We start from the raw sequence: 23,973 nt of genomic DNA, 5'->3' as shown, positions 1-23,973 counted from the left end.
AGACCATGCTTTTGATTCCCGCCATCGACCTCAAAGACGGGCGTTGTGTGCGCCTTCGCCAGGGTGACCTGGACGATGCCACTATTTTCTCGGATGATCCGGCCAAAATAGCAACACAATGGCTGGAACAAGGGGCCCGGCGCCTGCATCTGGTGGACCTGAACGGCGCTTTTGCCGGTAAGCCCAAGAACAGCGAAGCCATCAAATCCATCATTGCTGCCATCGACGGTGAAATTCCCGTACAGATCGGCGGTGGTATCCGCGACCTGGATACCATCGAGCGCTACCTGGACGCTGGCATGAGCTATGTCATTATTGGCACTGCCGCTGTCAAAAGCCCTGGTTTCCTGCAAGACGCCTGCAGCGCCTTTCCTGGCAACATCATTGTTGGCCTGGATGCCCGTGACGGCAAAATCGCCACCGACGGCTGGAGCAAGCTGACCCGCCACGACGTACTGGATCTGGCCAAGAAATTTGAAGACTACGGCTGCGAGTCCATTATCTACACCGATATTGGCCGCGACGGCATGCTGACTGGCGTGAACATCGAAGCCACCGTCAAGCTGTCCCAGCACGTGAAGATTCCCGTCATCGCCTCCGGCGGTGTTACCAACCTGAAAGACATCGAAGACCTGTGTGCCGTAGAGCACGAAGGCATCGAAGGTGTGATTTTGGGTCGCAGCATTTACGAAGGCACCCTGAATTTTGCTGAGGCGCAAACCTTCGCTGACGAGTACCAGGCATGAGCCAGGACGTCACCAACGAATTAGCCTGCCGCATCATTCCTTGTCTGGACGTGACCGCTGGCCGTGTGGTCAAAGGCATCAACTTTGTGGATCTGGTCGATGCCGGAGACCCGGTCGAGATCGCCCGCAAGTACAACGACCAGGGTGCCGACGAACTGACCTTCCTGGACATTACGGCCACCTCGGACAACCGTGATCTGATCTTGCCCATCATCGAACAGGTGGCCAGTCAGATTTTCATCCCCCTGACAGTGGGCGGTGGTGTGCGTGAAGTGGCCGACATCCAGCGCCTGCTCAATGCCGGTGCGGACAAGGTGTCCATTAACAGCGCCGCCATCAGCAACCCGGACCTGGTGCGTGCTGCCAGCGATCACCATGGCAAGCAATGCATGGTCGTCGCCATTGATGCACGCCGTGTCAGTGCTGAGAACGAAGCCCCCCGCTGGGAAGTCTTTACCCACGGCGGTCGTCGTGGAACCGGCCTGGACGTGGTGGAATGGGCAGCCCGCATGGCCGAATACGGCGCCGGCGAACTGCTGCTGACCAGCATGGACCGCGACGGCACCAAATCCGGCTTTGATCTGGAACTGACTCGTGCCGTGTCCGAGGCGGTCTCCGTTCCCGTTATCGCCTCTGGTGGAGTGGGCGGCCTGCAAGACCTGGCCGATGGCGTGATCAAGGGCGGCGCCAGTGCCGTACTGGCCGCCAGCATCTTCCACTACGGTCAACACACTATTGCCGAAGCCAAGGATTTCATGGCTGCGCAAGGTATACAGGTGCGACGCTAATGGCTGACTTACCGGCCTGGCTGGCTGAAATCCGCTTTGATGAACAAGGCTTGATCCCCGCGATTGCGCAGGACCAGGCCACGGGCAAAATCTTGATGGTCGCCTGGATGAACCAGGAGTCCCTGCAAGAGACCGTCAGCACCGGCCGCGCCGTGTACTGGTCGCGTTCCCGCCAGCGCCTGTGGCGCAAGGGCGAGGAATCCGGCCACGTGCAGCATGTCAGCGACTTGCGCCTGGACTGTGATGGCGACGTTATTTTGCTTAGCGTGGAGCAGGTTGGCCAGATCGCCTGTCATACGGGTCGTGAAAGCTGCTTTTATCGCCAGCTGCAAGGCCAGAGCGATCAGGCACAATGGGTGACGGTTGACCCCGTCCTGAAAGACCCGGAGCATATTTACCGATGAGCGAACAACCTACTGTCGAGACCATCCTCGATCATCTTGGCCGCACCCTGAAGTCCCGCCTACCTGCACAAGGCGGGGACCCATCCTCTTCCTACGCCGCCAAGCTGCTGGCCAAGGGACCGGATGCATTCCTGAAGAAAATCGGGGAAGAAGCGACCGAGCTGGTCATGGCTGCCAAGGATGAAGAACGCGAGCGCATCGTCTACGAAACGGCAGACCTGTGGTTTCATAGCCTGGTGGCCCTGACTTACTACGGTCTGGAGCCCCGCGATGTTCTGACAGAACTGCTGCGCCGCGAAGGTACATCAGGCCTGGAAGAAAAAGCTTCGCGCCCTAAGGACCAGGTGTAATTCTGTCATTTAGACGCGCTACACTGTCCTGATACCTAGATTTTTGGCACTTGCCCAGCAAGTGCTTCGCTACCGAGGTTGCTATGAGCGAGAACTGTCTGTTTTGTAAAATTGCTGCCGATCAGATCCCGTCCAAAAAAGTGTACGAGGACGAGGACTTTCTGGCATTTCACGACATCAACCCAGCTGCACCTATCCATATCCTGGTAATCCCCAAGAAACACGTCGTGTCCATGCAGGACGTATCGGGCCAGGATAGCGAATGGTTGGGTAAAATGATGGCTTTGGCACCTTCCCTGGCCGCAAAGGCTGGTTGTCGCCCCGGCCCTGAAGGCGGTTTCCGCATTGTCATCAACAACGGTTTGGATGGCGGGCAGGAAATCAACCATTTACACATGCACATCTTGGGCGGTGAGCGCCCATGGCAACAACGCGCAGCCATGGCTGCTTAAGGGAGATACATTATGGGTAGCTTTAGCATTTGGCACTGGCTGATCGTTCTGGTCATCGTTGCCCTGGTTTTCGGCACCAAGAAACTGCGTAATATCGGCTCGGATCTGGGCGGTGCAGTCAAAGGTTTCAAAGAAGGCATGAAAGACGTGGGTGAAGAAGAAAAAACACCCGAAACCGTCAGCCAACGCGCTGCCGATCCTCAAACGATCGACGTGCAGGCCAAGGAAAAATCCGATCGCGCCTGATCCCCTTCTTGTGTGAGTCTGAATGTTTGATGTCAGCTTTAGCGAACTGCTCCTGATTGGAGTGGTTGCCCTGATCGTCATCGGTCCCGAACGTCTTCCTAAAGTAGCGCGCACCGTCGGCCATTTGCTTGGCCGCGCGCAGCGCTACGTTAACGAGGTCAAGACCGATATCCAACGCGAAATCAATCTGGATGAGGTGAACAAGCTCAAAGACCAGATGGAGGACGCCGCGCGCTCGGTGCGCAGTTCGGTCGAGGACACGGGCAAAAGCATCAGCCAGCCTCTGACAGAAGCCCGCGACACCCTGCAAAACGCGTCGGAGTCCGCACGCAAGGCCTTCTCGGATACCGCCGAGAGCGTCAAGGCGAGCCCCGACGCCACCCCCGCGAAAGAATCGGCTGCCAGTCAGCCCGATACGGATGCAGCCGCCCAGCCAGCGCCCAGTGCGCCAGCCAGTGACGACGCTCCCCGTCCTACGGATGCTCCCGCCCACCCCTCTAAAGGACCGACGGCATGAGCACCGAAGCGCCTCAAGAAGATACCTTCATCTCCCACCTGGTCGAGCTGCGTACACGCCTGCTGCGCGCGGTCATTGCCGTGGTCGGGATTTTTATCGTGCTGTTTACGTATCCGGGCGCTTCGGCCATTTATGATGTGCTGGCCCAGCCCATGATGAGCTCTCTGCCCGAGGGTACGCGCATGATTGCCACCGGGGTGATTACCCCCTTCATGGTGCCGGTCAAAGTCACCTTGATGGCATCGTTCGTATTGGCCTTGCCTATCGTGCTCTACCAGGCATGGGCCTTTATTGCGCCAGGTTTGTACAACCACGAAAAGAAGCTGGCTTTGCCGCTGATCATGACCAGCACTTTGCTGTTCATTGCCGGCATGGCGTTTTGTTATTTCGTGGTGTTCCGCACCGTGTTTCACTTCATCGCCTCGTTTGCCCCGCAATCGATTACACCAGCACCGGACATCGAAGCCTATCTGGGCTTTGTCATGACCATGTTCCTGGCCTTTGGCATTACCTTTGAAGTGCCTATCGCCGTGATTTTGCTGGTGAAAACAGGCGTTGTAACGGTAGCCAAGCTGCGCGAAATCCGTGGTTATGTAATTGTGGGCGCGTTTGTGATCGCCGCTATCGTGACTCCGCCCGATGTGGTCAGCCAGATCTTGTTGGCCGCCCCGCTATGCCTGCTTTATGAATTAGGGATTCTGGCCGCCAGCCTGATCAAGAAACGGGAAGCGGAAAACAGCGAAGGCCGCGAGCTGGATCTGTAAAACGATCAAAGCAACACCTGTTTGTACGCGTCACATGGCGTGCAGACCCAAAAATGGCTCTCTTGCCTTGCTCCAAAAGGAGTAGCCCAGAGAGCCATTTTTTTTAGATACCTTGCCAAGCCTTCGCGCCACTACGATCTGCAAAACAGCGTAGCCAAATGCAAATCGCCTGACCACACAAGCATCACACACTACCCAAGAGCCTGTACGGCCTGGAAGGCCTTGAACGCACCGTTACGCTCTTTCAGTGAACTCCAGCGAAGAGGAGAAGCTGCTGGCCCTATTTGCGCACCTGAGGTCGCATACCGACCTTGACGGGAACGTCCAGCTCCTTGCCATCGCGCAATACGCTTAATGTCACGGTCTGCCCGGGTTGCACTGGGCCAATCTGATTGAGCAGGCCAATTGAATCGGCCACTTGTTGACCATTCAAGCGCAACACAATATCGCCCACCTGCAAATGCGCCTCGGCAGCCGGGCCGTGACGTTGCACACTGGCAATAATCACACCTGCATCACTCTTTAGTTTGAAAGACTTGATCAGGTCCGGAGTAATGTCCTGTGGCTCCAGGCCCAGCCAGCCGCGTGTCACTTCACCATTACGGATAATTTCGTTCATGATGGCCAGCGCAGTCGAGGACGGAATGGCAAAACCGATACCCAGCGAACCGCCTGTTTCGGAATAAATAGCGGTATTGATTCCCACCAGACGGCCAACCGCATCCACCAGAGCCCCACCCGAGTTGCCGGGATTAATGGCGGCATCGGTCTGAATGAAGTTTTCGTAAATATTGATGCCCAGGCGATTGCGTCCCAAGCCGGAGACAATGCCCATCGTCGTGGTCTGACCCACTCCGAAAGGATTGCCAATGGCCAGCACCACATCGCCCACCTGCAATTGATCCTGTTCCTGGGTCTGAATCACAGCCAGCTTGGGCAGATCCACTTTCAGCACGGCCAGATCGCTTTCAGGGTCCGAGCCAATCAGACGCGCCTTGGCCTGACGTCCATCCGATAATGCCACCTCGATGGCATCGGCCGCTTCAATCACGTGGTAATTGGTCAGGATATAACCCTGCTCGTGTACGATCACGCCCGAACCCAGGTTGATTGTGGAGCGGCGACCCATCAAGTCGGGCAGTTCGCGAAACAGGCGCTGCAGATCAGGATCTTCCAGCAAGGGGGAATTGCCTTCCAAATGCTTGCTGGTGTACACATTAACGACCGCCGGCGCGGCGCTAGTGACAGCCGAGGCATAAGACAGCGGGCCATCCTGCTCCATAGCAGGCGCGGGGATCAGGGACGGAACCGGTGCAGGCAAAACCACCGTATTCGTGGAGCGGACGGGAGCCTCGGGCGCGCCCACCCACTGCGGTCGCAGCGTCACTACAATAAAAAAGCCCGCCAGACAAATTGTCACCGCTTGAGCAAACACTAGCCACAATCGACGCATAGCACTCTTTCAGATAAGGATTTCCATGACTCAGGTTTCAACAGCCGAACTGGCCAGCTGGCTCAATAGCACCTTGGATGTCGCCCGTTTCAAGGACTATTGTCCCAATGGGCTTCAGGTCGAAGGCAAGCCCTATATTGGCAAACTCGTCACCGGCGTGACGGCCTCGCTGGCACTGATTGATGCCGCTATTGCCCGCCAGGCGGACGCAATTTTGGTGCACCACGGCTGGTTCTGGAAAAACGAAAACCCGTGCATTGTAGGCGCCCGAAAAACTCGTATCGAACGCGTCCTGACGCATCAGCTTAACCTCTTGGGCTATCACCTGCCCCTGGACGCTCACCCTGTCCTGGGCAATAACGCCCAGTTGGCTCGCCAGTTAGGCATCGAGGTGCTGCGCGACGCAGACGGCGTGGCACAAACCTGTGGTCCGGATGGACTGGTCTGGCTGGGTGAACTGCCAACCCCTGTTTCACTGGAAACATTCAGCCTGACAGTTTGCAATAATTTACAACGGCAGCCACTGGTTGTTGGCGATTTACAACGGAAAATCCGCCGAATAGCCTGGTGCACAGGAGGGGCACAGGGCTTTATTGATAGCGCCATCGCCGCGCAGGCCGATCTTTACATCAGCGGCGAGGCTTCGGAGCAGACATTTCACAGTGCACAGGAAAACAACATTGCCTTCATGGCAGCCGGCCATCATGCAACCGAACGCTATGGGGCCAAGGCTTTGGGCGAAGAAATCGCTCGCCAGTTTGGCATAGAAGTGGAGTTCATCGATCTGGACAACCCGATCTGATTTCATCAAAAACCCGCACATATGACCTTGAACAAGCTTTAAAGCGCCGCAGGCTAGACAAGCCCAGGCCCTGAAAGGCTAAAATCAGGCATCCGGCGCGGGCAAACTTGACCCTGCCGGTGGGTTTACATAAACAAAAAGGTGCCGAAAGGCACCTTAAAGCTTTGATAAGTCTGGGCTTTTATTTTTTCAGCGAATCCCTGATCTCGCGCAGCAAGATGACGTCTTCAGGGGTTGGTTCGGGTACGGCCTCAGCAGCTTCAGCCTTGGCCACGGTGGCACGCATACGGTTAATCATCTTGACCATGCAAAACACCACGAAGGCCAGCAAGATGAAGTTGATGAAAATGGTCAGGAAGTTACCCCACGACAAAACAACAGCACCGGCCGCATTCAGAGCTTCCAGGGTTTCTGGGCCGGTAAAGCCCTCTGGTGTACGCAAGACCGTGAACTGGTTGGTAAAATCCACTTCGCCGCCAAGGATGAAACTGATGACGGGCATGACGATGTCTTTTACCAGCGAGTCGATAATCTTGCCAAAAGCAGCGCCAATAATGACACCGACCGCAAGGTCCATCATGTTGCCCTTAACTGCGAACTCCCGGAATTCGTTCAGGAAACCTCGAGCCTTGTTCATATGTTCACCTTTGATCAAGTTATGCTGCGCTGGGTAACGCGTATAATGTGCGGTTGAATAATATACCCAGGCCCAAATCCGTAAATTGTGGTATTGCCCGAGTCGGGCAGGAATAAGGATACTAGAATGAGTCAGAATACGACACAGCCCGATGCCATAGGCGCGGTTGATTTCAATCTTCCGCCCGATCCTTCGCGCCGCACCTGGGTCGCCACCGCCTGTGCATTAGGTGGTGTCGCTGGTGTGGCGACAGCTGTTCCCTTTGTCAGCTCCTTTGCTCCTTCCGAGAAAGCAAAAGCGGCCGGCGCTCCCGTAGAGGTCGATATTTCCGGTATCGCCCCCGGTCAGATGCGCACCGTGGAATGGCGCGGGAAACCCGTCTGGATTCTGCACCGCACCAAAGAGCAGCTGGACGCACTGCCCAAGCTGGACAGCCAGCTGGCCGACCCTGACTCGGATCGCCCCGGTTACACCCCTGCGTACGCCAAGAACGAATACCGTTCGCGTCGCCCTGAAATCTTTATCTGTATCGGTATCTGCACCCACCTGGGTTGCTCCCCTACCCCGCATCTGGCTGCTGGCGCTGGCGCTGGTCTGCCCGGTGGTTGGGAAGGCGGCTTTCTGTGCCCCTGCCACGGCTCCACGTTCGACCTGGCCGGCCGCGTCTACAGCAACAAGCCTGCTCCAGACAATCTGGAAATCCCGCCCTACGAGTTCTCGGCTGACGGCACGATGGTTACCATCGGCGTAGACGAAAACAACAAGGCCTAAGGCGGCTGTAACCCAATACGTACTATTTAAAAAGATAAAGGAGCCGTTTCATGGCTGGCGAGAAAACCGTCGAAACGACAGGACTCTTGGGATGGATTGACAGGCGTTTCCCCCTGACATCCATGTACAAAGAGCACATGTCAGAATATTACGCGCCGAAGAACTTCAACTTCTGGTACTTCTTTGGCTCTCTGGCACTGCTGGTGCTGGTTATCCAGATCGTGACTGGTATTTTCCTGGTCATGAACTACAAGCCTGATGCCAAGCTGGCCTTTGAGTCGGTTGAATACATCATGCGTGAAGTGCCCGGTGGCTGGATCATCCGCTACATGCACTCCACAGGCGCTTCCATGTTCTTCGTGGTGGTGTACCTGCACATGCTGCGCGGCTTGTTTTACGGTTCGTACCGCAAGCCACGTGAACTGGTCTGGATCTTTGGCGTTGCCATTTTCCTCTGTCTGATGGCTGAAGCCTTCATGGGCTACCTGCTGCCATGGGGCCAGATGTCTTACTGGGGCGCCCAGGTGATTGTTAACCTGTTCTCGGCCATTCCTTTCATTGGTCCTGATCTGGCTATTTTCATCCGTGGTGACTACGTGGTGTCCGACGCCACCCTGAACCGCTTCTTTGCTCTGCACGTGATTGCGGTGCCTCTGGTCCTGCTGGGTCTGGTTGTGGCTCACCTGATCGCGCTGCACGAAGTGGGTTCCAACAACCCCGACGGCGTGGAAATCAAGAAAGGCCCCAAAGACGCTCAAGGTCGTCCTTTGGATGGCATCCCCTTCCACCCTTACTACACCGTGCACGACATCCTGGGTGTGGCGGGCTTCCTGATTGTGTTTGCCGCTATTGTGTTCTTTGCCCCTGAAATGGGCGGCTACTTCCTGGAGTTCAACAACTTCAGCCCTGCCGATGCACTGAAGACTCCTCCGCACATTGCTCCTGTCTGGTACTTCACGCCGTTCTACTCCATGCTGCGTGCCACGACTGCCGACTTTACCTGGGTTCTGGCCGGTGCTTCCGTGCTGGGTGCTCTGGTGCTGTTCGTCAAAGGCAAGCTGCCCGGTATCTGGCGCCTGGTCGTACCCGCTGTCCTGATCGCTGTTGCTGTGCTGCTGCGTGTTATCGACGCCAAGTTCTGGGGCGTGGTGGCCATGGGTGGTACGGTCGTGATCCTGTTCTTCCTGCCTTGGCTGGATAAATCGCCTGTGAAGTCGATTCGCTACCGTCCTACCTGGCACAAAGTGCTGTACGCGATTTTCATCATCAACTTCCTGATCTTGGGTTACCTGGGCACACAGGCTCCGAACGACTTGTTCAACCTGCTGAGCCAGATCGGTACGGTGATCTACCTGGCCTTCTTCCTGCTGATGCCAGTATGGAGCCGCATGGGTACGTTCAAACCCGAACCTGATCGCGTGACTTTCCGCCCTCACTAGGCCCCCAACACGAAACGGAATGACCATGATTAAGAAACTGCTTGGCGCTCTGGCCTTGTCCCTTACCTGCACGGTGGCTGGTGCCGCCGAAGGTGGCTATGCCCTGGAGCGCGCGCCCGACCGCATGAATGACATGGCGGCGTTGCAAAATGGCGCAAAACTGTTTGTGAACTACTGTCTGAACTGTCATAGCGCCAACTCCATGCGCTACAACAAGCTGACAGACATCGGCCTGACCGAAGAGGACATCAAGAAAAACTTGCTGTTCTCCTCGGACAAGGTGGGTGATCTGATGAAGATCGCCATGACCCCTGAAATGGGCAAGAAGTGGTTTGGTGCCGCTCCTCCGGACCTGTCCGTGATTGCGCGTGCCAAGTCCACCAACTTGGGCCCCAGCGGCGCAGACTACATCTACACCTACTTGCGCACTTTCTACCGTGACGCATCCCGCCCAACCGGCTGGGATAACCTGGTTTTCCCAAGCGTGGGTATGCCTCACGCCATGTGGGAGCGCCAAGGTGGCGTCACCTTGCACCGCACGACCGTAGCTCAGGAAGCCAAGGACGATGGCAGCAAGGAATGGGTCAAGACCACAGCCACCTACGATCCAGCCGGCTTCTCCGACGTCAAGAAAGAAGTTTTGGCCGATTACACCGGCCACGCTACCGACAACGTCAAGCTTGAGCCTGTTAACGCCAAGGCTGCTGCCAAATACGACAGCGACGTGGCCGACCTGGCCAACTTCATGGACTGGATGGCCGAGCCTGTGCAGCTGGAGCGCAAGAAAATTGGCGTGGGCGTGATCCTGTTCCTGCTCTTGTTCTTTGCCGTTGCATGGCGCCTGAACAGCGTTTTCTGGAAAGACATCAAGTAAAACGCTATGCTAGACGGGCAGGCCTAACTAGCCTGCCCGGCTTTTTATTGTTAAAACCCCTTGCAGGGTTTTAAATTCTGAGCCGTGAGGCTCTTGTTTTTATTTCTACGACTGGAATCTCCTACCATGATGGTGCTCTACTCTGGAACAACTTGCCCATTCTCACAGCGCTGCCGTTTCGTGTTGTTTGAAAAAGGCATGGATTTCGAGATCCGCGACATCGACTTGTACAACAAGCCTGAAGATATCGCCGTCATGAACCCCTACGGACAGGTGCCAATCCTGGTAGAACGTGACCTGATCTTGTACGAATCGAACATCATCAATGAGTACATTGATGAGCGTTTCCCGCATCCTCAGCTGATGCCTGCGGACCCCACCATGCGCGCCCGCACACGTCTGTTCCTGTATAACTTCGAAAAGGAACTGTTTGTGCACGTGGCCGCCCTGGAAGACCGCCGCAACGCGGATGCCAAGGCACAAGAACTGGCTCGTCAACAAATCCGCAACCACTTGTCGCAGTTGGCTCCCATCTTGCTCAAGAACAAGTACATGCTGGGTGAAGAGTTCTCCATGCTGGACGTGGCGATCGCTCCCCTGCTCTGGCGCCTGGACCACTACGGTATCGAACTGCCCAAGAGCGCTGCTCCTGTGCAAAAGTACGCCGAGCGCGTGTTCTCGCGTTCTGCTTACATTGAAGCACTGACTCCTTCCGAAAAAGTCATGCGTCGCTAATCCACTATGCAAGAAACCTCGACCAAGCCTTACCTGCTGCGCGCTCTACATGAATGGTGTTCCGACCACGGATACACCCCACACATCGTGGTCACGGTAGACGCCAACACGGTTGTTCCACGCGGCCATATTCAGGATGGACAAATCACCCTGAATATCGGACATCTGGCCACCAATGGCCTGATCTTGGGCAACGACTACATTGAATTCCAGGCCCGCTTTGGCGGCGTCACGGAAGACATTTTCGTACCCGTGGCAGCTGTATCGGCCATCTACGCACGCGAAACAGGCGCTGGTATGGGTTTTGAGGTGGTGGAGTCCGAGCCTTACGCAGAAGGTGACACACCGGACGCCGCTCCTGAAGCGGCTCCGGAAGCTCCCGCTGCCAAGAAAGACGCTGACAAGGTCTCGCACCTGAAGATCGTCAAATAAGGCGCGTTCGACGCAGACAAAAATAGAGCCCCGCATGGGGCTCTATTTATTTGGGTTCCAAGCTCGGCATTCACCCATGCTTTGGCTTTAGCTTGGCTTGGCTTGGCTTGGCTTGGCTTGGCTTGGCTTGGCTTGGCTTGGCTTGGCTTGGCAGATCAGTATCAGCTACTTAAACCACCTCAGGGAATACTCAGCCACCTAACGCCACTGAAAATATTTCCCAAGCATCCAACCCACCATCTACCCTTGTACTGCCTCCGCTTGATTACGGCGACGCCCAGCCGCCACACGCCACTCCAGCAGGCTCTTGAGCATCACGGACACAATCGCGAACACCGCCAGCAGCGCAGCCGCTGTAAAAGCCGCTGCTGCCTTGTTATCGTTGTTCAGCTGATCCACCAGCAAGGACAAGGTCAAAGTCTGATTCATGATGGTGCCCGACACCACAGACACGGCCCCAAACTCCCCAATCGCACGGGCATTGGTCAACACCACGCCATAGAGCAAGGCCCATTTGATATCCGGCAGCGTCACATGCCAGAAGATCTGCCAGCCGTTTGCACCCAGACTTAAAGCCGCCGCCTGTGCATCCGAGCCCTGAGCCTGCATGATGGGAATCAGGATACGAGCCACATAAGGCGTCGTCACAAAGATAGTGACCATCAAGATACCCGGCCAGGCGAACATCAACTGAATATCACGCGCGCTTAGCCATTGCCCCAGGGACGACTCCACACCGTAGACCACCAGGTAACACAGGCCCGCCACCACCGGAGAGACCGCGTAAGGCAAATCCACCAAGGTACTTAGCAGACGACGACCACGGAACTGGTAATGCGTCAGACACCAGGCCAGCAAGATGCCAAAGACCATATTCAGGGGCACCGTCAGCACCGCCACAAACAGAGTCAACCCGATGGCATGCAGCATATAGTCCTCTTGCAGATTGCTCCACAAGGCAGGCAAACCATCGCCCAAGGCTTTGGAGAAAATCAGTACCAAGGGGACTACCAGCAGCCCCAGCACCAACACAATGCCCAAGGCCAAAATCAGGCGGTCTGCGGTGCTTTTAGGTGTTTTTCTCATGGTGCCCTCCGCTGCCAGCCTAATAGACGATTCTGCACCATCTGCAAGGTGAACAAGAGCAGCAAGGATGCGATCAAGATCACCGAGGCAATCGCGGCAGCGGCCGGGTAATTGAACTCTTGCAGCCGCACAAAAATCATCAGGGACGACACTTCAGTTTTGAAGGGAATATTGCCCGCAATCATGATGACTGCGCCAAACTCACCCAGGCTACGAATAAAAGCTTGAGACGCTCCAGTCACCAGAGCAGGAATCAGCGGTGGGAACACCACCTTGCTAAAGGTCTGCCAGCCACTGGCACCCAAGGTGTGGGCAACCTCTTCATACTCGGCACCCAGCTCTTCAATCACGGGCTGCACGATACGTACCACAAAGGGCAAACTGGTGAACGTCATGGCCAACACAATACCGGGGTATTGATAAGCAACCTTCCAACCCTCCGGCAGAAACTGGCCAAACCAGCCACCAGGCACAAATAGCGTCGCCAAGGTCAAACCTGCTACCGACGTTGGCAAGGCAAACGGCAGGTCCACCAAAGCATCAATCAGACGGCGCCCCGGAAACTCAAAGCGCGTGATAATCCAGGCAATGATGAAGCCCACCACACTGGCAATCACAGTGGAGTAAAAAGCGGCACTGATCGTGACCTGATAACTGCTGACAACGCGTTTATCAGTCACCGCACGCCAGTAATCGGCCAGACTCATGTCACTGACGTACATGAACAAGGCCGACAAAGGCAGCAGCACAATAATGGACAGGTACAGGACGCTAAAGCCAAAGCTCAGTCCAAAACCCGGCATGACGGGGCGGCGCAGAAAGAAGATGGGCTTTAGCGCAGCCTTCGCCCCGGAATCCTGCGCCCCGCCCACAAGAGTACGACTCATGAATTACTTGGCCAGCAACTGGTCCAACACCCCGTTAGCAGCAAAGTGGCGGCTCTGGATGTCAGTCCAGGAACCCAGAACATCAGTAGGATTGATCAGCTTGACCGGCGCGTACTTGGACTCGAACTCCTTGGCCACGGCAGGATCCGTCACACGGTAGTTGAAACCAGCCAGCAGGCGCTGAATCTCGGGGGTGTACTGGAACTTCAGGTATTCGGTTGCTTCCTTGCGAGTGCCTTTCTGGTCGACCACTCGGTCCACCACGGCTACCGGGAACTCGGCCAATACGCTGACAGGGGGCACCACCACTTCCAGCTCGCTGCCCTTGAACTCATCGCTGGCAGCAATATTGATCACTTCGGATTCAAAGGTCAGCAAAACGTCGCCCTGACCATTCTGGGCAAACGCCACGGTCGCACCACGACCACCTGTGGGGAAGCTTTCTACATTCCCCAGCACCTTGCCGACAAACTCCTTGATCTTGGCTTCGTCACCGCCGAAAGCCTCATTGGCGTACAACCAGGACGCCAAATAGGTGTAGCGAGCATTACCCGAGGTCTTGGGGTTCGGGAACACCAGCTTCACATCGTCACGTACCAAATCATCCCAGGACTTGATGTTCTTGGGATTGCCCTTGCGCACCAGAAAAGCGATGGTGCTGTAGTAAGGCGAGCTGTTGTTCGGGAACTTGCTGGCCCAATCCTTGGCAACCGCACCGCGCTCGGCCAGGAACTCAATATCGGTAACCTGGTTGAAGGTGACAGTGTCTACTTTCTTGCCCTGAATAATGTCCTGGGCCTGACGGGAGGTACCGGCAAAAGACTGGTCAATTTTGATGTCTTCACCAGTCGTCGCTTTCCAGTGTTCAACAAACTTGGGGTTGATCGCCGCAAAGGTCTCGCGCGCCACGTCAAACGAGGCGTTCAGCAAAGAAACCTGGGCACTGGCCGTGCCACCCAGCAAAGATGCCAACAACAAGGCAGAGCCAACAACAGACTTCAATTTCATGGTGTTCCCCAAAGGTCCCGGACGCGGCCTTCGGAGCCCGTCACTGATGTTCAATCGCGTGCTATCTATATAAGCGCAGCTTGGATAGATCAGATTATGGGTAGGGAAAAAGGCATTTAAAACGACATTTTCATCATGCTCTTATAACCAGAACCTATCTATTGGCTGGGCTGGCGTGGTGTGCACCACAGCAATATTTTTCTGGTGATTGCTTCTTGGCGAAAAACCCGGCTATAATCGTCAATTCGCCGGCTTAGCTCAGTTGGTAGAGCAGCGCACTTGTAATGCGAAGGTCGAGGGTTCAACTCCTTTAGCCGGCACCACGAATAAAACAAAACGCCAAGCTTTTGAAAGCTTGGCGTTTTGTTTTTCTGCTGTCGGAATCTTGCCTTTACTCTGGCGGGAATGCTTCGTACTGAGACAGATCATCAGTAATCTCATGCCAAGATGCTTTCGAACCTACGAACACATGGCATGTCGGACGCGCACCAGGGTCATCATCCAATACACCTAGCGCCAAGCCTAGCTCCCCCGGCTTCTGATCAAACTTGGTCAAAATATTTGATCCACACCGAGAGCAAAAGCCACGGTGTTCCCCTGGCGAGGACTCATAAAAGCGCAACAGCTCCTGCCCGCGAAGCCAATGAAAGTCTTTAGTCTTTACCTTGCCCCGCGCCCTGAACGCAGAACCATGAGACTTGCGACACATACGGCAATGGCAATAGAGCAGATCCGTAATGGAGCCGGTGATATCAAAGACCACGCCTTGGCAAAGACAGCTTCCTTTCACAAGCCATACCCCCAAAGAGTAAATTTCTCGCCGCTGATTTCAGCGGGCGTCGAATGCCTTACTCGATAGAGGATACAAGACATCGGGCCAAATCTGCCGGACATGAGGCTGCCAGCCCGCTACTCCACCTTATAACTTCACCGGCGTCACCAGCCCCCCTTCCTTGACGAAGCGCTCCACATTCTTCAACACCAAATCACACATGGCCGCTCGGGTTTCACGGGTCGCGCTCCCTACATGGGGTAATACTACGACCCGATCATTGCTCAGCAATTCAGTTGGCACTTCAGGTTCGTTCTCGAACACATCGAGCCCTGCTCCTGCCAATTGGCCGTTTTCAAGAGCGGCGACCAGGGCTTTTTCATCCACGACAGAACCACGGGCGACGTTGATAAGGTAGCCGTGGGGCCCAAGAGCGTTCAAGACCTCGGCAGACACCAGGTGATAGGTTTCCGGGCTGCCGGGGCACGCCACGATGAGGAAATCGCACCATTGCGCCAAGGCCAGCAGCGAAGGCTCGTGCTGCCAAGGCAACTCGGGTTTGGCGCTACGTGTGTGATAGCGGATCTCCATGTCAAAGCCGATCGCGCGACGTGCAATCACCTGTCCGACTCGGCCCATGCCCAACATGCCCAGACGCTTGCCGCTGACCCGCGTGCTTGGCATGGTGGGGCCGACACGCGGCCAGTCACCACGCCTAACGTGACGGTCAGAAGCAGAAATGCCCCGCACCGTATCGATTAGCAAGCCCATGGCCAAGTCGGCCACGCAATCGTTTAGAACATCCGGCGTATTGCTCAGCATCACCCCACGCGCACGGACGGCATCCAGGTCGATGGCATCGTAGCCAACGCCCAAGCTACAAATCGCTTTCAGGTTTGGCAAGGCATCAATCAGTGCCTTGTCTGCGCCCTGCGTTCCGGTGGTGATCAGCACCGTGAATTCAGCGCCGTGCTCACGCAAGAACGCCGCTTGATCAGGCGCATCGCTCAGGGTTTCGACCGGGCACAAGGCGGGCAGTTTGCCCGCCAGCGGTGGTGGCAAGGGGCAGGCTTGAAGAATTTTCTGGCTCATGGTCATCATTCGCTCGTAAAAACGTCGAAATCGACTTGTTTCAACAGTGCATTGCTCTGGCGTATGACATGCCCCGCAGCGGCGGCTTTACGGCGATAGGCCAACCAGCGGGGGTCAGCCTCCAAGGCATTACGACGGGCCTCTCGGTCAGCCATATCTTCGTATGCCCACAGGTGCACCACCTGATTCAACTCGCCCACTTCCGTGGTGTAGTAGCCGTGGCAGGGGCCCAGATGTTCGATCTGTATGGCACGTCCTTCCGTCGCGTACAAGGACAGGAAATCGCGCAGCAGGCCGGTGGGGATGGTGTAGGTTCTTTGGTCGATAATCATATTGCGAATCCGTTTTTATCCAAGGTATTTGGGCAAAAGCAGCGAGATGACCGGGAAGGCCAAAAGCACCGCCAGGCGGAAAACGTCGGCTACCACGAAGGGAATCACACCCCGATACAGCGTGCTCATCTTCACGTCGGGCAGCAGGCTTTTCAGGACCATCACGTTCATGCCCACGGGCGGGGTGATGAAGCTGATTTCCGTAACCACCACCACGATGATGCCGAACCAGATCAGGTCAAAGCCCAGGTGCTGCACCAAGGGGTAGAAAATAGGCACGGTCAGCAAGACCATGGACATACTTTCCAACACACTGCCCAGCACGATGTAAATCGCGCAAATCAGCAGAATCACCACGATCGGGCTCATATCGAACTGTTGCACCCAATCCTGCAAATCGCCAGGCATGGAGGTGAAGTTGATGAAGCTGGAAAACAGCAAGGCTCCGATCAGCACCATGAACAGCATCCCCGTGGTACGCGCCGACTCGACCAGCACGTTGGAAAGCACTTGCCAGGTCAAACGGCCACGCAACAGCGCGAACAGGAAGGCACCACACGCACCAATCCCCGCCGCTTCGGTAGAACTGAAGATCCCGCCGTAAATACCGCCCATGACGATGATGAACAGCACCAGCACGCCCCAGACATCGCGCAACGCACGCAAGCGCTCTTTCCAGCTCATGCGCTCGCCGGGAGGGCCCGCATTGGGGTCACGCCAGATCGTCCAGCGCACCGCCAGAAGATAGAAAATAATGGCCAGCAGGCCTGGCAAAATACCGGCAGCAAACATCTTGCCTATGCTTTGCTCGGTCAAGATGGCATAGACCACCATGACAATAGAGGGCGGAATCAGAATGCCCAGCGTGCCACCGGCAGCGATGGAACCGGAAGCCAGCGCACGGCTATAGCCCAGTCTGCGCATTTCCGGATAAGCCACCTTGGACATGGTGGCCGCTGTTGCCAGGCTGGAGCCACACACGGCACCAAAGCCACCACAGGCCACCACCGTAGACATGGCCAAACCACCTTTACGATGGCCCAGGAAGGCATACGCCGCCGCATACAGTTCTTTGGACAACTTGGCTTGAGTAATGAAATTACCCATCAAGATGAACAGCGGCAGTACGGACAGCAAATACTGAAAACCGCTTTCACGCACGACTGCGCCGGTCATGGCATAGGCAGAAGGCCAATTGCGCATGATGCCAACGCCAATAAAGCCCACCAGGGCCATGGAAAACGCCACCGGCACCCGCAGGAAGATCAAGAGGAGCATGGCTGCAAAGCCAATCAGTGCTTCAGTCATTCTGTGCCTCTTCTTCCAGATGGGCGGTGTCTGCGTTCAGATCCCGGCGAAGCTGAGCCAGCTCCACGATGGTGTTGACGAACAGCATGATGCTCATGAAATAAACAACCGGAGCCAATGGCAGCCCCAGCAAAGTGGTCTGATCCAGGTATTCGGCCGCCGACTCGGCTTGTGTCCAGCTGACCATGGCCAGCAAGGCACTGATTCCAGCAGCCAGCAGGTGGCTGGTGACATGGACGACACGGACACCCTTCTCCCCACCAGGAATAGGCACTAAATCAACAACAACGTGTTCGCGCTCCATGGTGGCAAACACGATGCCGCAGAAAATGACACCTACCATCAGTATTTCGGTCAGCTCTACCGCCCCCATGACCGATACGTTGAAAATGTAGCGCCCTAATACATCAGCCAGAGTCAGCAAGGCCAGCGAGACCATGCATAACTCGGTCAAACGTCGAAGACCCGCTCTTAATAAAGAGAGAATGGAGTTCATGCTTTGTAGCTCCGGGGCTGCTGGCGCACGAGGCGCACAGCAGGTTCAAGACAGTCTGCGTGTGCTGATCAATTCGCGCTTTCCCGCTGCTTCAGGTCGGCACGAAACTCGGCCAGTACAGCAGGCCCGTCTATGCCCTTGGCCTTGGCAGCATCCAGCCATGCCTGCTCGAAGGACGCTGTGCGCTCTTTGACGGCGGCAATCAGCTCATCGCTGGCAGGATGAAACTGCACCTTGTGCTCTTCCAGGATCTTCATGGCGGCCACGTCTGCATCACCCCAGGCCTTGCCGCCCAGGCGAGCAATATGCTCACCGGACAGGCTCATCAGGATCTCGCGGTCTTTTTCAGACAAACGATCAAAGGCGCTCGGGTTCATGATGATGCCGTGCAGATCCGCATAGAGGCCACCGGGAAAAACCGTGGCGTGCTTGACCACCGTATCCAGGCGGAAAGAGGCCACAGACTCGGGCGGGAACAGCACGCCGTCCACCACGCCAGTGCTCAGCAGCTCATACGATTCGGAGGCGGGCTTCACAACCGCGTTCACCTTCAGGGCCTTGGACAAGTCGGCCTGCATGCCACCACCAATGCGCAGCTTCAGGCCCTCGAAGTCGGCAATGTTCTGTACCTGCTTGTCAGTGGTGTAGACGCTGCCTGGGCCGTGACCATAAATGCCTAGCAATTTGATACCGCGATGCTCTTTGGCATCTTGCAGGTACTTGCTATAAATGTCCCAGGCCGCCAACGAAGTAGACTCGGCGCTATTGCCCGAGAACGGCAGCATGGCAAACTTCATCAAATCAAAATTGCCGGGGTAATAGGAGTAGGAAATAAAGGCCAGATCCACAATCCCATTGCGTACCGCATCCAGGTGCCCAACCGGGTTGGTCACGGCCTTGGTCAGAAAGTTGATCTTGACGCGCCCTTCAGTGGCCTGCTCCACCTCTTTGGCCCAGGGCTTCATGAAGTTCGCCACCAGCACGTGCGTTTGCGGAATCCAGGCAGAGAAAGTCAGCTCCACAGGCTTGTCCGCTTTTGCGGGACCAGCTGCCACTGCCAGGCTGGTTAAGGCCATACCCAACAGGCGAGAAATCCATCGGTTCTTCATGGGGAAATCCTTTTTTGGTGGTAGTTCGTTATAGGTATAGTTAGCCAGGCCCGTCAGGAGACAAGGGCCTGCTCAATCAAGGTTTCGGCATCGCCGTCATGATGCATACCCAACTGCGTGGCGATTGCCGTTGTCAAAGGCGGCCACTGGGCAAACTGCTGGTCAAACTGAGGGTTGGACTGAAAGCTCAATCCCGCATCGGCCCCCCGGCCATAGCGGGATTTGGCAGCCTGTACCAGGTCTGCCACCTGAAGACGCTGGGCGGGAAGATTCCACACCCGACCAGCGGGCAAGCGAGCGGCTTCCAGGCTCGCTGTTGTCAGAAGGTGCCGCACACAGGCGGGCAAGGAAAGCAGCCAGATCCAGCCTTGCGGGCCGATGGGGCACTCGTAAGTGCTTCCAGCAGCCAAGGCATGGATCAAAGAGCTGGCAAATGAAGACAAGGCCGTTTCAGCAGTCATGGGGCGGGCAACCACAGTAGGCAAGCGAACCGAGCGGCCATCCAGAAGACCCCGGCGGCTGTAATCGGCAAGCAGCAGTTCCACCATCCGCTTCTGCGTTCCGTAACTTAAAGTGGGTGCGACGGGCGTGTTGTCATCCACCTGCTGGGGCAGTGGCGTACCAAAGACACCGATACTGCTGGCATACACCACAACGGGACACTGGCCTTGCTGTCGCAGATGCTCAAACAAGCCTATCGTGCCGTCTATATTGACGCGCAAACCCCGTGCAAAATTCTCTTCAGCCAGCCGACTGGTCACCGAGGCCAGATGGAAAACCGTGTCGGGTGCTGGCGTTAGCACCGCCCCCAGCACGGCTTTATCGGACAAGTCACCACTAATGCAACGCAGTCCAGGCAGGTGGGGATAGCCTTGCTCTTCAAAAGCCAAATCCGTCAGCGTCAGGCTTTGAATCTCATTAGCCGCAAGCAGTTTGGCCGCCGCACGAGCAAGCGCTTGACCGATGTAGCCGTTGGCGCCGGTAATCAAGACGTGCTTCATGGCTTATCTCCCGGCAGCCTGCATGCAAGCAGCATCACGCTGACGTGGCGCAGCCAGCACACCACGATCACGCAAGGGCTGGCACCAAGCCAAACCTTCTGAAGGCAAGCCGCGAGGCTGATACTCGCAACCCAGCCAGCTGTCGTAAGCCAAGGCGGGCAAAGCGGCTACGCCTGCCAGCAAATCATGCTGTGCAAGATCAGGCTCATAGCGACCATCGGCACCCGCGATCTGCACATAGCCAATCCAGGGAGCACAGACTGCCACGCTGGACGGGACATCCAGACTTTCTTTGACGCAGTGGTAGTAATCAAACTGCAGACGCAGGCGCGGGGAGTTGAAATGCTGGAGCACCTCAATGACCTGCTCGGGCAAATAATAGAAGTACCCGGCCATATCGCTGCGGTTGAGCGCCTCCAGCGTCAGCACCAGATCATCCGCTTCAGCCAGGGCCAAAGCCTGTTCCAGATTACTGAGCAGTGCAGCCCGACAGTCTTCCTGTGCAAAAGGGCTGACGTCACCCGCCATCACATGAATACGGCGGCAGCCGGTAGCCTGTGCCACAGCACGGGCGCGATCAAAGGCTTCCTGAAACTGCGCCTGTGCGCCGGGAATGGCCGCCCAGCCCAAACGGCCCTGCCCCTCGCCTATCGGCGTATTGATCAGTGTCAGTTCCAGCTTGGCGGCTTGCAACTGACTGGCGTACCAGCCGGGTGCATAGTCATAGGGCAGTAAAATCTCGACGCCTTGAAAACCGTCAGCCGCTGCAGCCTCGAAACGTTCGCTCCAGTCCAGATGCCGATACAACCAGCTGAGATTAGCGGATAGTTGCATGGGAGCCGCCTGTCTTATGCGTCTATCTGGCGAAGGAAGGCGTCACGCTGCTCAGGCAGCACAACGCTGACCAAAGCAGACACTTCGGCCTGCCCCAAACCCATGGCGCTTGCCACGCGCAACATTTGCTGCACGCTGGCCGCAACCGGCATAGGCGCACCGCTGTGTTGAGCATTGGCGATCAAGGTGTCGATATCCTTGAGCATGGTGGACAGCGCACCGATGCTTTTCGCTTGGGCTTCTATCATGCGCGGGGCAAAGATCTGCAAAGGCTTGGAGTCCGCCCAGCCGCCCGCCAGCGCCGGGGCCAGCTTGTCCACATTGATGTTATTGCGCTGGGCAAAGCCAATGGCTTCGGCCAACGCCGCAATCGAGGTCGCCACGATGGCCTGGTTGCACAGCTTGGTCGCCTGCCCGGTACCGGAAGGCCCCATATGCGTAATATTGCCGGCATAGGCGCGCATGGCGGCCTCGGCTTCAGCCATATGGGTTTCACTACCGCCCGCCATGATGGCCAAGGTACCGGCCTCCACGCCGGGAATACCGCCAGACACCGGGGCATCAATCCAGTCAGCGCCGCAGCTCTCCACCAAACGGGCGGCCAATTTGCGTGTGGCCTCGGGGTCGATACTGGAGTGATCCACCAGCCATTTAAGGCCCGCTGCCTGAGCAATCCCGTCCGCGCCAAACACCACAGCCTCGGCAGCCTTGGCATCAAACAGGCATAACAAGACGCCGTCTGTGCCTTCAGCCGCTTCACGTGGCGTGCCCACAATCTGCGCACCGAGCGCTGCCAGCGGCTCGGCCTTTTCCCTGGAGCGATTCCAGACTTTGACCTCGTGACCCGCTTTCAGCAGGCGCTGCACCATGGCAGCACCCATCAATCCCAAACCGCAAAAACCGAGTTTCATCTTATACGTCCTCAAGCTGCTCTTGCGGCCACTCGGCAGCACCCGAGTGAGTCACTGCCCCCTCATTGGTCGGTCCAACCAGGCGTGCGTACTTCTCCAGCGCGCCAGCCAAACGATCTCGTACGAAGGGTTTCCATTGCTCTCTGCGTGCAGCCAGCTCCTCGTCGGACACATGCAGCTGCATGCTGCTTTGCGTGGCATCGATGGTGATACGGTCGCCGTCGCGCACCAAGCCGATGTTCCCACCGGCTGCCGCTTCGGGGCTGGCATAGCCGATACACATGCCGCGTGTCGCGCCGGAGAAACGGCCATCGGTCAGCAGTGCCACTTTCTCGCCATTGCCATGGCCGTAAATAGCGGCGGTAACGCTTAACATCTCGCGCATGCCGGGGCCGCCTTTGGGTCCTTCGTTGCGGATGATCAGCACGTCGCCAGTCTCGTAGGCCTGCTTGGACACCACGGCCATGCAGTCTTCCTCGGTTTCAAAGACGCGAGCGCGGCCTTCAAAAACCAGAGACTTCAAGCCGGCAATTTTCAGCAAGGCGCCATCGGGGCACAGATTGCCCTTGAGCACGACCAGACCGCCCGACGCATGGATGGGCTGATCGCTGCTACGCACGATACGGCCATCCACATCGGGGAAGCTCTCCAGGGCTTCGGCCAAGGTTTCGCCGGTAATGGTCAACACATCGCCGTGTAGGTGGCCGCTTTTCAGCAGTGCCTTGAGCACTACAGGCACCCCACCGATCACGTCCAGATCGCGAGCCAGATAACGGCCGCCAGGCTGCAGGTCGGCAATCAGCGGCGTGCGGTTGAACACTTCGGCCAGATCGTCCATGGTGAAACGAATGCCCACTTCGTGCGCAATGGCAGGGATATGCAAGGCCACGTTGGTCGAGCCGCCAGTCGCTGCAACAGCCGCTGCGGCATTTTCCAGACTCTTGCGGGTGATGAGATCACGCGGCAAAGGCCCCCCGTTTTCCAGAATCTCCATCACGCGGCGACCAGCTCGGCGAGCCAGTGCGTGCCGCTGGCTGTAAACCGCCGGGGTGGTCGACGAACCCAGGAAGGACATGCCCAAAGCCTCTGCCACCATACCCATGGTATTGGCGGTGAACTGGCCCGGACAGGAGCCCACGGTCATGGCACAGGTGCGCTCAATGCCGTGCAGTTGCTCCAGGGAAATCGCACCAGTCTGATAACGACCCACACCCTCAATGGCAGTCAGCACCGTGTTTTCAGTGCCATCGGGCGAGTAGCCCGGCAACATGGAGCCACCGTAAATGAAAACCGAAGGGACATTGAGGCGCGCCATGGCCATCAGGGTGCCGGGCAGCGTCTTGTCGCAACCGCCCAAACCGACCAAAGCGTCATAGGCATGGCCACGCACGGCTATTTCCATGCTGTCGGCAATCATCTCGCGCGAGACCAGGCTCATGCGCATGCCAGCGTGGTTCATGGAGGTGCCATCGGACACGGAAATCGTGTTCATCATGACGGGTACGCCACCACCTTGGGCTACACCCAGGCGAACGCTGTCTGCTTGTGGGCCCAGCGATTTGGAACAGGGTGTGTTGTCTCCGGCGGTTCCAATGATGGCGACCATCGAACGGTCCAGATCATCATCGTCCAGGCCTGTTGCACGCAGAAAGGCTCGGTGTGGGGTGCGAGTCACGCCCTCGGTCACTGCTTTTGATCTATGTTTTTTTAGCATGGTCTTTGGTGGT

The 23,973-nt window shown here is 56.7% G+C and carries 29 protein-coding genes and 1 tRNA gene; 15 read left to right on the top strand and 15 right to left on the bottom strand.

Going from position 1 to position 23,973, the window contains the following annotated elements; translation table 11 throughout:
* Positions 1-5 precede the first annotated feature (5 nt).
* The 8 genes from hisA (at position 6) to tatC (ending at position 4,267) form a co-directional block, all read left to right on the top strand.
* Positions 6-746, top strand: a complete 741-nt coding sequence (hisA, locus tag M2Q46_RS13660; protein WP_009455480.1) for a 1-(5-phosphoribosyl)-5-[(5-phosphoribosylamino)methylideneamino]imidazole-4-carboxamide isomerase — start codon at positions 6-8, stop codon at positions 744-746.
* Positions 743-1,534: an imidazole glycerol phosphate synthase subunit HisF gene (gene hisF, locus M2Q46_RS13655; RefSeq protein WP_035269852.1), complete on the top strand. Its 792-nt coding sequence runs from the start codon at positions 743-745 to the stop codon at positions 1,532-1,534. The genes hisA and hisF overlap by 4 nt, the downstream gene beginning before the upstream one ends.
* Entirely contained in the window at positions 1,534-1,938 is a 405-nt protein-coding gene (gene hisI / locus M2Q46_RS13650; protein ID WP_137430545.1) for a phosphoribosyl-AMP cyclohydrolase, read from the top strand. Before hisF ends, hisI begins: the two co-directional genes overlap by 1 nt.
* Positions 1,935-2,288, top strand: coding sequence for a phosphoribosyl-ATP diphosphatase (locus M2Q46_RS13645; RefSeq protein ID WP_021447244.1), 354 nt, complete (start codon positions 1,935-1,937; stop codon positions 2,286-2,288). Before hisI ends, M2Q46_RS13645 begins: the two co-directional genes overlap by 4 nt.
* An 83-nt stretch (positions 2,289-2,371) precedes the next feature.
* Positions 2,372-2,740, top strand: a complete 369-nt coding sequence (locus tag M2Q46_RS13640) for a histidine triad nucleotide-binding protein (protein ID WP_026483636.1) — start codon at positions 2,372-2,374, stop codon at positions 2,738-2,740.
* Between the two features lie 12 nt (positions 2,741-2,752).
* The gene (gene tatA, locus M2Q46_RS13635) at positions 2,753-2,986 is read left to right on the top strand and encodes a Sec-independent protein translocase subunit TatA (RefSeq protein ID WP_021447245.1); all 234 of its coding nucleotides are present in this window, start codon (positions 2,753-2,755) and stop codon (positions 2,984-2,986) included.
* Positions 2,987-3,008: 22 nt separating this feature from the next.
* Complete coding sequence (gene tatB / locus M2Q46_RS13630) at positions 3,009-3,503, top strand: Sec-independent protein translocase protein TatB (protein WP_254002401.1); 495 nt, start codon at positions 3,009-3,011, stop codon at positions 3,501-3,503.
* A complete protein-coding gene (gene tatC / locus M2Q46_RS13625; RefSeq protein WP_009455473.1) occupies positions 3,500-4,267 on the top strand; it encodes a twin-arginine translocase subunit TatC in 768 nt (255 codons plus the stop codon). Before tatB ends, tatC begins: the two co-directional genes overlap by 4 nt.
* Before the next feature lie 280 nt (positions 4,268-4,547).
* Here tatC and M2Q46_RS13620 read toward each other — a convergent pair whose 3' ends face one another.
* Positions 4,548-5,720, bottom strand: coding sequence for a S1C family serine protease (locus M2Q46_RS13620; RefSeq protein ID WP_035269845.1), 1,173 nt, complete (start codon positions 5,718-5,720; stop codon positions 4,548-4,550).
* Positions 5,721-5,745: 25 nt separating this feature from the next.
* On the opposite strand from M2Q46_RS13620, the gene M2Q46_RS13615 reads away from it, so the two are divergent.
* Positions 5,746-6,522, top strand: coding sequence for a Nif3-like dinuclear metal center hexameric protein (locus M2Q46_RS13615; protein WP_009455471.1), 777 nt, complete (start codon positions 5,746-5,748; stop codon positions 6,520-6,522).
* Positions 6,523-6,703: 181 nt separating this feature from the next.
* Here M2Q46_RS13615 and mscL read toward each other — a convergent pair whose 3' ends face one another.
* A complete protein-coding gene (mscL, locus tag M2Q46_RS13610) occupies positions 6,704-7,159 on the bottom strand; it encodes a large conductance mechanosensitive channel protein MscL (RefSeq protein ID WP_009455470.1) in 456 nt (151 codons plus the stop codon).
* 126 nt (positions 7,160-7,285) lie between these two features.
* Between mscL and petA the strand changes: the two genes are divergently transcribed.
* From petA to M2Q46_RS13585, 5 genes are all read left to right on the top strand, one after another.
* Complete coding sequence (petA, locus tag M2Q46_RS13605; RefSeq protein ID WP_035269839.1) at positions 7,286-7,930, top strand: ubiquinol-cytochrome c reductase iron-sulfur subunit; 645 nt, start codon at positions 7,286-7,288, stop codon at positions 7,928-7,930.
* 50 nt (positions 7,931-7,980) lie between these two features.
* Positions 7,981-9,369, top strand: a complete 1,389-nt coding sequence (locus M2Q46_RS13600; protein ID WP_009455468.1) for a cytochrome bc complex cytochrome b subunit — start codon at positions 7,981-7,983, stop codon at positions 9,367-9,369.
* Positions 9,370-9,388: 19 nt separating this feature from the next.
* The gene (locus tag M2Q46_RS13595) at positions 9,389-10,243 is read left to right on the top strand and encodes a cytochrome c1 (protein WP_302357451.1); all 855 of its coding nucleotides are present in this window, start codon (positions 9,389-9,391) and stop codon (positions 10,241-10,243) included.
* Positions 10,244-10,369: 126 nt separating this feature from the next.
* Positions 10,370-10,978, top strand: coding sequence for a glutathione S-transferase N-terminal domain-containing protein (locus tag M2Q46_RS13590; RefSeq protein WP_302357450.1), 609 nt, complete (start codon positions 10,370-10,372; stop codon positions 10,976-10,978).
* Between the two features lie 6 nt (positions 10,979-10,984).
* Positions 10,985-11,410, top strand: a complete 426-nt coding sequence (locus M2Q46_RS13585) for a ClpXP protease specificity-enhancing factor (protein WP_009455465.1) — start codon at positions 10,985-10,987, stop codon at positions 11,408-11,410.
* A gap of 240 nt (positions 11,411-11,650) precedes the next feature.
* On the opposite strand, the gene cysW is transcribed toward M2Q46_RS13585, so the two are convergent.
* From cysW to cysP, 3 genes are read right to left on the bottom strand one after another with little or no spacing between them, the layout of a single operon-like run.
* Positions 11,651-12,496 (bottom strand): sulfate ABC transporter permease subunit CysW, encoded by an 846-nt coding sequence (gene cysW, locus M2Q46_RS13580; RefSeq protein ID WP_051316283.1) that lies wholly within the window; start codon positions 12,494-12,496, stop codon positions 11,651-11,653.
* Positions 12,493-13,383 (bottom strand): sulfate ABC transporter permease subunit CysT, encoded by an 891-nt coding sequence (cysT, locus tag M2Q46_RS13575; protein ID WP_051359144.1) that lies wholly within the window; start codon positions 13,381-13,383, stop codon positions 12,493-12,495. Before cysT ends, cysW begins: the two co-directional genes overlap by 4 nt.
* A gap of 3 nt (positions 13,384-13,386) precedes the next feature.
* Complete coding sequence (gene cysP / locus M2Q46_RS13570; RefSeq protein ID WP_042485687.1) at positions 13,387-14,391, bottom strand: thiosulfate ABC transporter substrate-binding protein CysP; 1,005 nt, start codon at positions 14,389-14,391, stop codon at positions 13,387-13,389.
* Between the two features lie 247 nt (positions 14,392-14,638).
* Between cysP and M2Q46_RS13565 the strand changes: the two genes are divergently transcribed.
* Positions 14,639-14,714 (top strand) — tRNA-Thr (locus M2Q46_RS13565).
* 68 nt (positions 14,715-14,782) lie between these two features.
* Here M2Q46_RS13565 and M2Q46_RS13560 read toward each other — a convergent pair.
* The 10 genes from M2Q46_RS13560 to ilvD form a co-directional block, all read right to left on the bottom strand.
* On the bottom strand, positions 14,783-15,154 hold the full coding sequence (locus M2Q46_RS13560) for a GFA family protein (protein ID WP_324577075.1): 372 nt from the start codon (positions 15,152-15,154) through the stop codon (positions 14,783-14,785).
* A 156-nt stretch (positions 15,155-15,310) separates the two neighbouring features.
* The gene (locus M2Q46_RS13555) at positions 15,311-16,261 is read right to left on the bottom strand and encodes a 2-hydroxyacid dehydrogenase (protein ID WP_302357647.1); all 951 of its coding nucleotides are present in this window, start codon (positions 16,259-16,261) and stop codon (positions 15,311-15,313) included.
* Positions 16,261-16,587 (bottom strand): NIPSNAP family protein, encoded by a 327-nt coding sequence (locus M2Q46_RS13550; protein WP_035269826.1) that lies wholly within the window; start codon positions 16,585-16,587, stop codon positions 16,261-16,263. The genes M2Q46_RS13555 and M2Q46_RS13550 overlap by 1 nt, the downstream gene beginning before the upstream one ends.
* A 15-nt stretch (positions 16,588-16,602) precedes the next feature.
* Positions 16,603-17,895: a TRAP transporter large permease gene (locus M2Q46_RS13545; RefSeq protein ID WP_203145355.1), complete on the bottom strand. Its 1,293-nt coding sequence runs from the start codon at positions 17,893-17,895 to the stop codon at positions 16,603-16,605.
* On the bottom strand, positions 17,888-18,391 hold the full coding sequence (locus tag M2Q46_RS13540) for a TRAP transporter small permease (protein ID WP_235332453.1): 504 nt from the start codon (positions 18,389-18,391) through the stop codon (positions 17,888-17,890). Before M2Q46_RS13540 ends, M2Q46_RS13545 begins: the two co-directional genes overlap by 8 nt.
* A gap of 68 nt (positions 18,392-18,459) precedes the next feature.
* Complete coding sequence (locus M2Q46_RS13535) at positions 18,460-19,500, bottom strand: TRAP transporter substrate-binding protein (protein WP_021447249.1); 1,041 nt, start codon at positions 19,498-19,500, stop codon at positions 18,460-18,462.
* A gap of 53 nt (positions 19,501-19,553) precedes the next feature.
* The gene (locus M2Q46_RS13530; protein ID WP_060185457.1) at positions 19,554-20,501 is read right to left on the bottom strand and encodes an NAD-dependent epimerase/dehydratase family protein; all 948 of its coding nucleotides are present in this window, start codon (positions 20,499-20,501) and stop codon (positions 19,554-19,556) included.
* A 3-nt stretch (positions 20,502-20,504) separates the two neighbouring features.
* Positions 20,505-21,335: a hydroxypyruvate isomerase family protein gene (locus M2Q46_RS13525; protein ID WP_060185458.1), complete on the bottom strand. Its 831-nt coding sequence runs from the start codon at positions 21,333-21,335 to the stop codon at positions 20,505-20,507.
* 14 nt (positions 21,336-21,349) lie between these two features.
* Positions 21,350-22,246 carry an NAD(P)-dependent oxidoreductase gene (locus M2Q46_RS13520; protein ID WP_302357448.1) on the bottom strand — a complete coding sequence of 299 codons (897 nt, stop codon included), beginning with the start codon at positions 22,244-22,246 and terminating at the stop codon, positions 21,350-21,352.
* A 1-nt stretch (position 22,247) separates the two neighbouring features.
* A complete protein-coding gene (gene ilvD / locus M2Q46_RS13515) occupies positions 22,248-23,960 on the bottom strand; it encodes a dihydroxy-acid dehydratase (RefSeq protein ID WP_031232959.1) in 1,713 nt (570 codons plus the stop codon).
* Positions 23,961-23,973: the final 13 nt, after the last annotated feature.

The sequence above is a fragment of the Alcaligenes sp. YSL9 genome (genome assembly GCF_030515105.1).
In the GTDB taxonomy this organism is placed as follows: domain Bacteria; phylum Pseudomonadota; class Gammaproteobacteria; order Burkholderiales; family Burkholderiaceae_B; genus Alcaligenes; species Alcaligenes phenolicus.
This window is presented reverse-complemented; position numbering and strand designations above follow the sequence as displayed.